The 12,310-nt window shown below is 50.5% G+C and carries 9 protein-coding genes; 4 read left to right on the plus strand and 5 right to left on the minus strand.

All coding sequences use genetic code 11. From position 1 onward, the window contains the following. Positions 1 to 170: 170 nt before the first annotated feature. Genes narI through RSC70_RS03575 form a run of 4 tightly spaced genes read right to left on the minus strand, consistent with a single transcriptional unit; the run spans position 171 to position 6,887 of the window. Positions 171 to 848, minus strand: coding sequence for a respiratory nitrate reductase subunit gamma (gene narI / locus RSC70_RS03560; protein ID WP_025799839.1), 678 nt, complete (start codon positions 846 to 848; stop codon positions 171 to 173). After that, positions 848 to 1,567: a nitrate reductase molybdenum cofactor assembly chaperone gene (gene narJ, locus RSC70_RS03565; protein ID WP_304186028.1), complete on the minus strand. Its 720-nt coding sequence runs from the start codon at positions 1,565 to 1,567 to the stop codon at positions 848 to 850. Before narJ ends, narI begins: the two co-directional genes overlap by 1 nt. Then, complete coding sequence (gene narH, locus RSC70_RS03570; protein WP_040047234.1) at positions 1,567 to 3,123, minus strand: nitrate reductase subunit beta; 1,557 nt, start codon at positions 3,121 to 3,123, stop codon at positions 1,567 to 1,569. The genes narJ and narH overlap by 1 nt, the downstream gene beginning before the upstream one ends. Then, positions 3,120 to 6,887: a nitrate reductase subunit alpha gene (locus RSC70_RS03575; protein ID WP_040047235.1), complete on the minus strand. Its 3,768-nt coding sequence runs from the start codon at positions 6,885 to 6,887 to the stop codon at positions 3,120 to 3,122. The genes narH and RSC70_RS03575 overlap by 4 nt, the downstream gene beginning before the upstream one ends. Before the next feature lie 467 nt (positions 6,888 to 7,354). Here RSC70_RS03575 and RSC70_RS03580 point away from each other — a divergent pair, with 467 nt between their 5' ends. Both RSC70_RS03580 and RSC70_RS03585 read left to right on the plus strand, forming a co-directional pair. After that, positions 7,355 to 7,807: a hypothetical protein gene (locus tag RSC70_RS03580; protein WP_040047236.1), complete on the plus strand. Its 453-nt coding sequence runs from the start codon at positions 7,355 to 7,357 to the stop codon at positions 7,805 to 7,807. Positions 7,808 to 7,961: 154 nt separating this feature from the next. Further along, on the plus strand, positions 7,962 to 8,093 hold the full coding sequence (locus RSC70_RS03585; protein ID WP_332541705.1) for a hypothetical protein: 132 nt from the start codon (positions 7,962 to 7,964) through the stop codon (positions 8,091 to 8,093). Between the two features lie 5 nt (positions 8,094 to 8,098). Here RSC70_RS03585 and RSC70_RS03590 read toward each other — a convergent pair whose 3' ends face one another. Next, positions 8,099 to 9,514 carry a NarK family nitrate/nitrite MFS transporter gene (locus tag RSC70_RS03590; RefSeq protein ID WP_040047253.1) on the minus strand — a complete coding sequence of 472 codons (1,416 nt, stop codon included), beginning with the start codon at positions 9,512 to 9,514 and terminating at the stop codon, positions 8,099 to 8,101. A gap of 316 nt (positions 9,515 to 9,830) precedes the next feature. On the opposite strand from RSC70_RS03590, the gene narX reads away from it, so the two are divergent. Both narX and narL read left to right on the plus strand, forming a co-directional pair. Beyond that, on the plus strand, positions 9,831 to 11,615 hold the full coding sequence (gene narX / locus RSC70_RS03595) for a nitrate/nitrite two-component system sensor histidine kinase NarX (RefSeq protein ID WP_332541706.1): 1,785 nt from the start codon (positions 9,831 to 9,833) through the stop codon (positions 11,613 to 11,615). A 31-nt stretch (positions 11,616 to 11,646) separates the two neighbouring features. Next, positions 11,647 to 12,309, plus strand: coding sequence for a two-component system response regulator NarL (narL, locus tag RSC70_RS03600; RefSeq protein WP_040047239.1), 663 nt, complete (start codon positions 11,647 to 11,649; stop codon positions 12,307 to 12,309). The last annotated feature ends 1 nt before the right edge of the window (position 12,310 follow it).

Consider the following 12,310-nt stretch of genomic DNA (forward strand, 5'->3'; position numbering starts at 1 on the left):
TAATAATCACAATAGATCCATAAACAATCACTACATTACTTATTAAGTAATTATAATCAATTAAAATTAGCAGAAATATCCAGCTTTGTTGGGATATCAACATATTTTTATAATGCAAAAAAAAGCCCCGCATTTTTAATAACATACGGGGCTTTTTATCAGACGTTATATTAATGTCGATTACGTACTAACTGATAGCGACGGGTAAGATACTCAACCGGAACGCTCCAGATATGAACTAAACGACAGAACGGAAATAGCACAAATAGCGTCATGCCTAATACGATATGCAGCTTAAAGATCAGCGCAACACCCTCTAAATGCGCAGCCGCACCGGTGTGGAATGTCACGATAGACTGTGCCCATGCCACCAGCTTCATCATTTCGCTGCCGTCCATATGCTGGGCGGAGAAAGGAATGGTGAGAAGCCCCAAGCACACCTGAACCACCAACAGCGTTAGGATTAAGATATCACCCACGCTTGAGGTTGCACGTACACGCGGATTCATTAAACGGCGCTTGAGCAGCATCACACCGCCGATCAGCATCATCACGCCGCAGGCACCACCGGCAAACATCGCCATTTTTTGCTTAATTGGAACCGGCAGAAAGGATTCATACATCCAGTGCGGCGTTAGCATTCCTAGGAAATGCCCAGCAAAAATACCTAAAATCCCGATGTGGAAAAGATTAGACGCCAGACGCATGCCTTTTTTATCCAGCATTTGGCTAGAGCCCGCACGCCAACTATATTGTCCATAGTCGTAACGGATCCAACTGCCAATCAGGAAAATTGCCCCCGCCAGATACGGATAGATATCGAAAAAGAACTGGTTGAGATAATTCATTAGCGTTCTCCTGCCACCGGCGTGGCGTCCAAACTGAGATACTGCGGCGCAACCGCACCTGCGAAACGACGGTGATGGGCATTCTGCTGTGCCGAAGCACAGCCTTCTTCACCCAGAAACTTCACCTGTTCCTCTTCCCACACCGCATCTAATGCCGCCGGCGTATCGTCACGCGTTTCCTGCGCAACTTTATCGATCAGTTGTTCACTGGCGACGTGAGTGCCTGAAACTGCCAGCAGCAGATCAAACAGCACGGCATAGTGGCTTTGGCGATCTTTTAGACGTGCGCCCAATAACGCCAGAATCGGCACGATGTCCAACAATCCCTGACGCGCCGTTTCACTATCGCGGCTAGCAAGGAACTCAAGATACATCGGCAGAAAATCAGGCAGCTCGCGGCTGTCGATCTCTAAACCCGCGGCGTTATATTGCGCCATCAGATCAACCATCGCCTGACCACGATCGCGTGATTCACCGTGTACGTGCTCAAACAACAGCAAAGACGTCGCCCGACCACGGTCAAACAGTTCACAGTATTGCGCCTGAACATCCATCAGATCGTTTTGGGTGAAATCACTAATAAAGGTCAGCAACTGCACCGACTGCGCCAGCGTCAACTCACTGGCATCATCTAATGCCTCCACCAGCTCTTGCCGATTTTCCCACAATGCCTCATCGGGATAATCCAGCAGACGAGCGATAATACGCAGCGTCATCATCAGCTTTTCTCCCCATGAATATCGGCATCACGCGGTGTTTTCTGTGTCACGTCAATGGCATCAATACGGCGGCTGTTAAACAAGTTGAACTTGGTATCGCTGCCGTGGCAGCCATCGCCAAAGCTAAACCCACAGCCCTTGCTTTCAGGGAACGCTTCACGCGCTTGTTCACGGTGGCTTGATGGAATCACGAAGCGATCTTCATAATTCGCGATAGCCAAGTAGCGGTACATTTCCTGCGCCTGAGCTTCGGTTAATCCCACCTGCTCTAATGCGCTGGTGTCGATAACCCCGTCAACAGTTTCTGCACGTTTGAAATGACGCATGGCCAACATGCGTTTCAATGCCAGCAGCACCGGAGCGGTATCGCCCGCCGTCAGCAGATTAGCCAAGTATTGAACGGGGATACGCAGGCTTTCAACATCAGGCAATACGCCGGTATGCGGTAAAGCACCTGCATCAGCCGCCGACTGAATTGGCGACAACGGCGGTACATACCACACCATTGGCAGCGTGCGATATTCAGGATGCAGTGGCAGAGCCAGCTTCCAGTCCATCGCCATTTTGTATACAGGCGATTTCTGCGCAGACTCAATCACGCCCTGCGGTATGCCGTCTTTCAAGGCCTGTTCAATCACCGCAGGATCGTTAGGGTCCAAGAAGATATCCAACTGACGCTGATACAGATCTTGCTCATTTTCCGCCGATGCCGCATCGGCAATTTTATCTGCGTCATACAGCAATACGCCGAGGTAGCGGATACGCCCTACGCAGGTTTCAGAACAGATGGTTGGCTGTCCTGACTCGATGCGTGGATAGCAGAAAATGCACTTCTCCGATTTACCGCTTTTCCAGTTGAAGTAGATCTTTTTGTATGGGCAACCGGTCAAACACATGCGCCAGCCGCGGCACTTGTCCTGATCGATCAGCACAATACCGTCTTCAGAACGCTTATAGATCGCACCACTTGGGCACGTCGCCACACACGCCGGATTCAGACAGTGCTCACACAGGCGTGGCAAATACATCATGAAGGTATTTTCGAACTGGCCGTACATCTCTTTTTGCATGTTGGCGAAGTTCTGGTCTTTGGCGCGTTTTTCAAATTCGCCGCCCAGAATATCGTCCCAGTTCGGGCCGTTTTCGATTTTCTTCATGCGCTGGCCGGTGATCAGCGAGCGCGGACGCGCAATCGGCTGGTGCTTACTTTCCGGCGCGTTTTGCAGGTGATGATAATCGTAGTCAAACGGTTCGTAGTAATCGTCTAATCCCGGAACATCAGGGTTAGCAAAGATTTTCGACAGCAGCCCCACGCGGTTACCCATGCGCGGTTCTAGCTTGCCGTTAATCTTGCGGATCCAGCCGCCTTTCCATTGGGATTGGTCTTCCCAGTTGTGGGGATAGCCCACGCCGGGTTTGCTTTCTACGTTGTTAAACCACGCGTATTCGGTGCCTTCGCGGCTGGTCCAGACGTTTTTACAGGTCACGGAACAGGTATGGCAGCCAATGCATTTATCGAGATTCAGCACCATGCCGACTTGAGAACGGATTTTCATTTGGCTTTCTCCTGCTGGCTACCCTGAGAGTAGTCGTTACCTTCTTCGTCTAACCAGTCGATACGGTTCATCTTACGTACCACCACAAACTCATCACGGTTGGAACCCACGGTACCGTAGTAGTTAAAGCCGTAGGCCAACTGGGCATAGCCACCAATCATGTGCGTCGGTTTAGGCGAAATACGCGTGACCGAGTTATGAATACCGCCGCGCTGGCTGGTGATTTCTGAACCAGGAATATTCACAATTCGTTCCTGCGCGTGATACATCATGGTCATGCCCGCAGGGATACGCTGGCTCACCACCGCACGCGCGGTTAATGCGCCGTTGGCGTTGAAGGCTTCGATCCAGTCGTTATCTTCAATGCCTAACTCTTTGGCGTCATCTTCGCTCAGCCAAACAATCGGGCCACCGCGGCCTAGCGTCAGCATCAATAAGTTGTCGCTGTAGGTTGAGTGAATGCCCCACTTCTGATGCGGAGTCAGGAAGTTCAGCGCTTTCTCTTTGTTGCCGTTAGGGGATTTCCCCATTACCGGAGCCGCCGCACGGGTATCAATCGGTGGGCGATAGACCAGCAAGCTTTCCCCGAAGGCACGCATCCATTCATGATCCTGATAAAGCTGCTGACGGCCGCTCAGGGTGCGCCAAGGGATCAACTCATGAACGTTGGTGTAGCAGGCGTTATAAGAGACATGTTCGTCTTCCAAGCCTGACCATGTTGGGCTAGAGATAATCTTGCGCGGCTGCGCCTGAATATCGCGGAAGCGGATTTTTTCGTCTTCTTTGTTCAGCGCCAAATGGGTGTGGTCACGGCCGGTAATATTACTCAGCGCCTGCCATGCTTTCACCGCCACCTGTCCGTTAGTTTCAGGCGCTAAAGACAGAATGACCTCTGCCGCATCAATCGCGGTTTCGATTTTTGGACGTCCGGCTGCTGCACCGTCTGGCTGGGTATAGTTAAGCTGTTTGAGGAAATCGACTTCGGTCTGGGTATTCCAGCTAATGCCTTTGCCGCCGTTGCCCAAGGTGTCCATTAATGGGCCCAGAGAGGTAAAGCGCGCATAGGTATTTGGATAGTCACGTTCAACCGCAATGATATGCGGCGCAGTTTTACCCGGAATAAGATCGCATTCGCCTTTTTTCCAATCCTTCACGCCAAACGGCTGCGCCAATTCGGCAGCGGAGTCGTGTTGGATAGGCAATGTCACGATGTCGGTTTCTTTACCTAAATGGCCGTCACACATGCGCGAGAACGCATCGGCGATACCTTTATAGATTTCCCAGTCACTTTTGGATTCCCAAGCAGGATCGACCGCGGCAGACAGTGGGTGAATAAACGGATGCATATCCGACGTATTCATATCGTCTTTTTCGTACCATGTGGCGGTTGGCAGCACGATATCGGAATAGAGACAGGTGCTCGACATACGGAAATCAAGCGTAACCACCAGATCCAATTTGCCTTCGCCCGCGTTGTCTTTCCATTCAACGTCTTCAGGCTTCACTCCGCCCTGCTGGCCCAAATCCTGACCTTGAATACCGTGTTCGGTACCCAGCAGGTATTTCAGCATGTACTCATGGCCTTTACCGGAAGATCCCAGCAGGTTTGAACGCCAGACGAACAGGTTACGAGGGAAGTTTTTCTCATCGTCCGGCTGCTCAGCGGCGAAGCGAATCGAACCTTCTTTCAGGCTTTTCACCGTGTAGTCGACCGGCGACAGACCAGCGGCGCGCGCTTGTTCAGCGATATGCAGCGGGTTTGTCCCAAGCTGAGGCGCAGAAGGCAGCCATCCCATACGTTCGGCACGAACGTTTAAATCAATCAGGCTGGTGCTGAAGCGAGATTTATCCGCCATTGGCGACAGCAGTTCTTCGGTGCCAACGGTTTCATAGCGCCACTGGCTTGAATGATTGTAGAAGAATGAGGTGCTGTTCATATGGCGCGGTGGGCGCTGCCAATCCAGACCAAATGCCAGCGGAGTCCAGCCCGTTTGTGGACGCAGTTTTTCCTGTCCCACGTAATGAGCCCAACCGCCGCCGCTTTGGCCGACGCAGCCGCAGAAGATCAGCATGTTGATCAGGCCGCGGTAGGTCATATCCATGTGATACCAGTGGTTCACACCGGCACCCACGATAATCATTGAACGACCGTGGGTTTTCTCGGCGTTTTCAGCAAACTCACGCGCAATACGCACGATGTTTTCTTTGCTTACGCCGGTAACCAGTTCAGCCCAAGCTGGAGAATAGGCTTTCACGTCGTCATAGCTTTGCGCACAGTTTTCATCGTTCAAGCCGCGCTCAATGCCGTAGTTTGCTAAGGTCAAATCATAGACGCTGGTCACTAACGCCGTAGAACCATCGGCCAGCTGTAGGCGTTTAACCGGCAGCTTATGCAGCAGCACGTCTTTCAGCTCAACGCTGTTGAACGGATCGCTTTCGCCGGTCTTAATGCCGCCGAAATACGGGAAGCCAACTTCGGCAATCTCGTCATAGTTATCGAGCAGGCTGAGCTGAAGTTTAACTTCTTCGCCGCTCACGCCGTCACGCTGTTCGAGATTCCATTTGCCTTTCTCACCCCAACGGTAGCCGATTGAACCCTGCGGCGCGGTAAGCTCGCCGTTTTGGTTAATCGCAACGGTTTTCCATTCAGGGTTATTTTCTTGGCCTAAGCCATCCACCAAGTCAGAAGCACGCAGCATACGACCGGCAGCGTAATGGCCTTCTGCGCGTTGCTCCAACAGCACCAGCATTGGCATGTCGGTGTAGGTGCGCACGTAGTCGGCAAAATATTCGGTCTGACGCTGAACGTGGAATTCATTGAGGATCACATGCCCCATCGCCAGCGCCATGGCGCTATCGGTACCCTGTTTTGGGTTCAGCCAGTGGTCACACAGTTTGGCGATTTCCGCGTAATCAGGCGTCACCGCCACGGTCTTCGTGCCTTTATAACGTACTTCGGTGAAGAAGTGCGCATCAGGCGTACGCGTTTGCGGAACGTTAGAACCCCAAGCGATGATATAGGAAGAGTTATACCAGTCGGCCGATTCAGGCACGTCGGTTTGCTCGCCCCACGTCATTGGCGACGCAGGCGGTAAATCGCAGTACCAGTCGTAGAAGCTCAGACATACGCCACCGATCAGCGACAGATAGCGTGCGCCGGCCGCGTAGGAAACCATCGACATCGCTGGGATCGGCGAGAAACCGATAATACGGTCTGGGCCATACTGCTTGGCGGTATAAACGTTGGATGCCGCAATCAGTTCGTTTACTTCTTTCCAGCTAGAACGAACGAAACCACCGCGACCACGCGCCTGTTTGTACTCTTTAGATTTCTCAGTGTCGCTAACGATGGAACCCCATGCGTCTACCGGATCGCTATGCAGGGCTTTCGCTTCACGCCACAGTTTCATCAGGCGCTTGCGCATCATCGGATATTTCACGCGGTTAGCGCTATACAGATACCAAGAGTAGCTCGCGCCGCGCGGGCAGCCGCGTGGCTCGTGGTTTGGCAAATCAGGGCGAGTACGAGGATAGTCAGTCTGCTGGGTTTCCCAAGTGACTAGACCGTTCTTGACGTAAATCTTCCAGCTACATGAACCGGTACAGTTTACCCCGTGGGTAGAGCGCACGATTTTGTCATGTTGCCAGCGGCTACGGTATCCGTCTTCCCAGTCACGGTTAACGTTCAGTTCTTGGCCGTGGCCATCAGCGAACGTTTCGCCTTTCTGTTTGAAATAACGGAACCGGTCAAGAAATTTGCTCATCCGGAGTTCTCCTGATACGGGGATTAAATCCCCTGTCATTATTGTGAAATATGCGTGATGCATTGCTCAGATTGCGGCCAGACTACCGAGCGTTACGCGCGCGGAACTTGATTGCGATCAAGGCAGAATGCGGAGCCTATTCCAGTATCAGTGCGAAATACCACCAAAGGATAAGATCACGAAAAACATCTAATTAAATGAAAAATAAAGATTAATTTTAAATCTGTATGTTTTATTGAGGATAATTTGATAGGCAGGACTATTTGGTGGTAGGTAAGTCGTTGATGGCAATCAGGTCAGCCTTTTTGCTCAATACTTCAATATACAAACATAAGGAAAAAGAGTAACAACATGAAAATGGGATATTGTATTTACCCCTCAGACATATCAGCATCACGCCGAAAATATCCCCTTCTGAATTATTCATTCATCCAGAAGTCGCGTTTTACTCTTGAGATTGACACCTGATGAGTCATATAAAATATGTGATGTTCCCTATTTTGGCTGCGTTTCCATTATTCGCAAATGCCATTGAGCCAGACACCAGTTCCCCTATTGAGCATCAAAAATGCGGAAAAAACATCAACCTAACGTTGAGAAACGTGGCCGATGGTCACGCCGTTATCGGTTTGATTAACCGTAAAACCAAGGCTTGGGATTATTTTTACTCTCATAATGGCTTTGTCAGCGATTACAAATATTCCCAATATGTTCCCGCTATCCATAACGCTAAATCCGATAGCTATGAGTTGGCCAAAGAAACGGCCAACAGCGGCCCTGCAATTTATTGGGGAGTGGATAAAGCGGGAAACTATCAATTAGCGCTTGGCAAACACAGCTATCGCTGCGGGCCGCTGATGGCGCCAGAAACGAATCCAGCGCGTGTAAATGACAATTTGAACGCGGCCTATGGGGAATAGCCACTCTGCTGTTCGCCAATAATAAAAAGCCCCCGCGAGAAATCAGCGGGGGCTTTTTTATCAGAACGAGCAAACTTATTAACGTGTTACCGACCGTTTAAAAGATCGAGATACACGGGTCTAGCACACCGCGGGGCGGTTACGGAACACATCCATGTGTTCCTCCCTAAAGGGCAACGCTGAAGCGTTGTTCAACTTTGCTCCAGGCAAAGTTGTCGGCGGCTTACGCCGCTACGACCCCATCGGTGTACTCCCCCTAAAAATAAGCTTAAGTATCTTACTTTAAACCTATTAGCGGGCTTTCTTTGTTGCCAGCGTTTTCAAATTACGGCCATAAACAAACCACGTAATCAGAATACAGACGACGTAAAACACCACAAAGACCTTCATTGCCCCAGCCGGAGAGCCGGTCAGCGCCAACGATGTACCAAAAGCTTTAGGAATAAAGAAGCCCCCTGCGGCACCAATAGCGGAGATAAAACCTAACGCCGCGGCGGTATCGGTGACGGCTTCACGCTGCGCCTGATCGTCGCTGCCACCACGCGCTTTCACGCTGTCGATGGTGATTTTACGGAATACCACCGCAATCATCTGGAACGTAGAACCACTGCCTAACCCTGCGGTTAAGAACAGCAGCATGAAGACGCTGTAGAAGGCGATAAATGAACCACCCACGCCGTGAGTTGGTAGCGTCAGGAACAACAGCGCGGCGAAAATCGCCATCAGCACAAAGTTGATCAGCGTGACGCGAATACCACCAAAGCGATCGGATAGAGCACCACCAACCGGACGAGCCAACGCGCCAAGGAATGGACCAAAGAAGGCGTAATGCAGGATCACCACATCAGGGAACTGGGTTTTTGACAGCATGGCAAAGCCTGCCGAAAAACCAATAAACGAGCCGAACGTCGAAAGATACAGCACGCTCAAGATCCACAGGTGCCCACGTTTAAGCACGGGCAGCTGTTGGCTGAGGGAGGCTTTAGACGCGGCTAAATCGTTCATGCCAAACCAAGCAAACAGCGTGGCAATAATCAGGAACGGCACCCAGATCCACGCGGCGTTTTCCAACCACAGGCTACTCCCGTCTGGCTGGGTATGACCTGTACCACCGAAGATACCGAAAATGCTGATGGAAATAGCAATCGGCGCAATCAGCTGCATAACGCTGACGCCTAAATTACCCAAACCACCGTTTAAGCCCAGCGCTCCACCCTGTTTGTTTTTAGGGAAGAAGAAGCTGATGTTAGCCATGCTGGAGGCAAAGTTAGCACCGGCAAAACCACACAGCAGGGAAATCGTCACGAAAACGCTAAACGACGTCGTTGGGTCCTGCACTGCATACCCCAGCCATAGGCAGGGAATAATGAGGAAAATGGTGCTAATTGCCGTCCAGCGACGCCCACCAAACATAGGGATCACAAAGGAGTATGGCACGCGCAAAATAGCGCCCGAAACAGAGGGCAGCGCGGTCAACATAAACAGCTGATCGGTAGTGAAGTTAAACCCGACTTTGTTGAGATTTACCGCTACCGCGCTGAACAGCATCCAGACGCAAAAAGCGAGTAATAAACAGGGAATTGAAATCCATAGATTACGTTGAGCCGTTTTTTGGCCGATTTGCTGCCAAAAATCAGGCTCTTCAGGGCGCCAATCCTGAATCACGCCCCCTTTCGATTGTGTATCTGGAGCGGATGCTTGTGTCATAAAAACCTCTGCCTTTATCCGGTTAGTAGCGGAGTTGTACGCATCACGCACGTGGGCAAACTTGATACAAATCAAGCCGCTGTAAGGTAGCAATTTGGCGAAATCAGCCATAACTCCCTTAATGAGTAGGCTATAATTATAAAAATATTTTCGAAGAATCATCCGGTTAAAGCTTTAATAATTGCGCCTTCGCCACATGAGTGGCACATGCAAATATTAAGGGTTACTTCCTTGTGGGTATGGGGTTATAGGCTAGGATGATTTAAAAAGGCTTTTCAAAGGTATCTTTCCCTTTTCCCGCAGCCGGTAGATTTTCATGAAACATTTCTGTGCACGTTTTTCCATCGTCAGTCAGGTAGCCGTTTTGATGCTACTGCTTGGCATATGTGGTGTTGCAGGAATGAGCGTTTCGAGTTGGATGGCGCAGAGTATTCAAGGCAACGCGCACGCGATCAACACATCGGGATCGCTGAGAATGCAAAGCTACCGTTTGCTCTCAATGGTACCGCTGAATGCTAATGCGGATAGCAAACGCTGCTTAGATGAATTAAATAACGATTTAAACAGCCCAGTGTTACTTTCAGCCGTCAAGGAAGAACATCTCAACACGCAGTTCTCCGCCCTACAACAAGCTTGGCAAGGCGATCTGCGCCCCGCACTGCTTGCCGCACAGCACCCCGATGATGCACGCGATAACGTCGCCAAATTTGTCGGCCATCTCGATGAACTGGTTTCCGCCATCGACCATCAAACCGAGCAGCGTTTGACGATGGTCAGCATGGTACAAAAGATTTTTATTATTCTGACGTTGTTACTGCTGGTTGGCACCGTGGTCTATTTACGCCGCCGATTGCTTCATCCTTGGCGCCAACTGGTCGGCATGTCACAGGCAATTGGACAAGGGAATTTCAGCCAGCGTTTTCAGCAAACCGATCATCAGGATGAAATGGCTATTTTGGGCTCGACGCTGAATGCCATGTCGTCTGAACTCTCGCTGATGTATGGTAAACTCGAGCAGTTGGTCGAGCAAAAAACCACGGATTTACAGAAGAAAAATCAGGTTTTATCGTATCTGTATCGTGCCAGCCGCCAGCTACATTCGCGAGCGCCGTTATGTTCTCGCCTGCTGCCGGTACTCACGGAGCTTCAAGAGCTCACGCCGTTGCACTCGCTACAAATACGCCTGTATGAAAACAACAGCGACGAACAATTTGATGAACTGAACTGTGTGGAAACACAGCGTCCCAAACATTGTCCTGATACACATTGCGTTCAATGTTTAAACCATTCTGAGCATGTTCCAAATAAACCTAGCACTACGGTTAGCTGGAGCTTGAACGATCAAAGCGGTCGCTATGGTTTGATTTTGGCCCAGTTGCCAGAAGGCGTGACACTACAACCCGAACAAAAACAGCTGATGATGACATTGTCCGAACAGATCACCAGCACGTTGGCTCTTGAACAGCAGGCCGACCAACAGCAACAGCTGGCAGTTATGGAAGAACGTTCTGCCATTGCCCGTGAGCTGCACGACTCCATCGCCCAATCGCTCTCGTGTTTAAAGATGAAAATCAGCTATTTGCAGATGCAGTCCACGGCGTTACCTGACAATATTCAAACCCAGCTGCAAGAGATGCGCGAAGAGCTGAACGCAGCCTATCGCCAACTGCGCGAGCTGCTAACGACTTTTCGCCTGAAACTGAGCGAACCGGGCTTGTTGGCTGCTTTGCAGGTCACCGTCGCAGAATTTAACCAACGCTTTGGTTTTACTATCCATTTTGACTATCAGCTTCCTGCCAAAAGCGTTCCATCCCATCAGGCAATTCACCTAGTACAAATTGCCAGAGAAGCCCTAAGCAACATACTTAAACACGCACAGGCAACGCAGGTTGATATGACCATCACCCTACAAGATGATGAAATCGTTATGTCTATTTGCGACAACGGCCTGGGTATTAGCACTTCCCCTGAGCGACAGAACCACTACGGTCTCGTGATTATGAGCGATAGAGCCCAGAGTCTGAACGGAGAATGCCGAATTTCACGCCGTGCGAGCGGTGGCACCGAAGTACGAGTCACATTCCCGCAGGAATTACGCTAATCCCACGGCATCTGGTTTAGAGGAGAAATTGATGAATTCCACATTAACTCAAGACGATCAATATACGATTCTGTTAATTGACGATCACCCGATGCTTCGCAGCGGTGTAAAACAGCTGATTAGCCTTGAACCACAGCTAAAGGTGATTGGCGAAGCCAGCAACGGTCAGCAAGGCATTGAATTGGCCGAAGAGCTCGATCCCGATTTAATTTTGCTCGACCTTAATATGCCGGGCATGAACGGGCTAGAAACGCTGGATCAGCTTCGCACCCGTACGCTATCTGGCCGCGTGGTGGTATTTAGCGTTTCAAATCATGAAGATGACGTCATCAGTGCGCTAAAGCGCGGCGCCGATGGCTACCTGCTTAAAGACATGGAGCCCGAGGATCTGCTGCGTTCACTCCATCAGGCCGCTGCCGGACAAGTGGTCATCAGTGAAGCGCTCACGCCGGTATTAGCCGCCAGCCTGCGTGAAAGCCGCCCTTCTTCAGAGCGCGACGTGCAGCAATTAACCCCACGCGAATGCGATATTTTGAAGCTGATTGCGCAAGGTTTACCGAACAAAATGATCGCTCGTAAACTAACGATCACCGAAAGTACGGTAAAAGTTCACGTGAAACATTTGCTGAAAAAAATGAAGTTAAAATCGCGCGTAGAAGCCGCCGTATGGGTATTGCAGGAAAAGGTTTTTTAAT

Source organism: Hafnia sp., assembly GCF_036648275.1.
Taxonomy (GTDB): Bacteria; Pseudomonadota; Gammaproteobacteria; order Enterobacterales; family Enterobacteriaceae; genus Hafnia; species Hafnia alvei.

Excerpts from the sequence above, each read along its gene's own strand:
- narI (WP_025799839.1), bottom strand. The coding sequence starts at position 848 with ATGAATTATCTCAACCAGTTCTTTTTCGATATCTATCCGTATCTGGCG.
- narJ (WP_304186028.1), bottom strand. The coding sequence starts at position 1,567 with ATGATGACGCTGCGTATTATCGCTCGTCTGCTGGATTATCCCGATGAG.
- narH (WP_040047234.1), bottom strand. The coding sequence starts at position 3,123 with ATGAAAATCCGTTCTCAAGTCGGCATGGTGCTGAATCTCGATAAATGC.
- RSC70_RS03575 (WP_040047235.1), bottom strand. The coding sequence starts at position 6,887 with ATGAGCAAATTTCTTGACCGGTTCCGTTATTTCAAACAGAAAGGCGAA.
- RSC70_RS03580 (WP_040047236.1), top strand. The coding sequence starts at position 7,355 with ATGAGTCATATAAAATATGTGATGTTCCCTATTTTGGCTGCGTTTCCA.
- RSC70_RS03585 (WP_332541705.1), top strand. The coding sequence starts at position 7,962 with ATGTGTTCCTCCCTAAAGGGCAACGCTGAAGCGTTGTTCAACTTTGCT.
- RSC70_RS03590 (WP_040047253.1), bottom strand. The coding sequence starts at position 9,514 with ATGACACAAGCATCCGCTCCAGATACACAATCGAAAGGGGGCGTGATT.
- narX (WP_332541706.1), top strand. The coding sequence starts at position 9,831 with ATGAAACATTTCTGTGCACGTTTTTCCATCGTCAGTCAGGTAGCCGTT.
- narL (WP_040047239.1), top strand. The coding sequence starts at position 11,647 with ATGAATTCCACATTAACTCAAGACGATCAATATACGATTCTGTTAATT.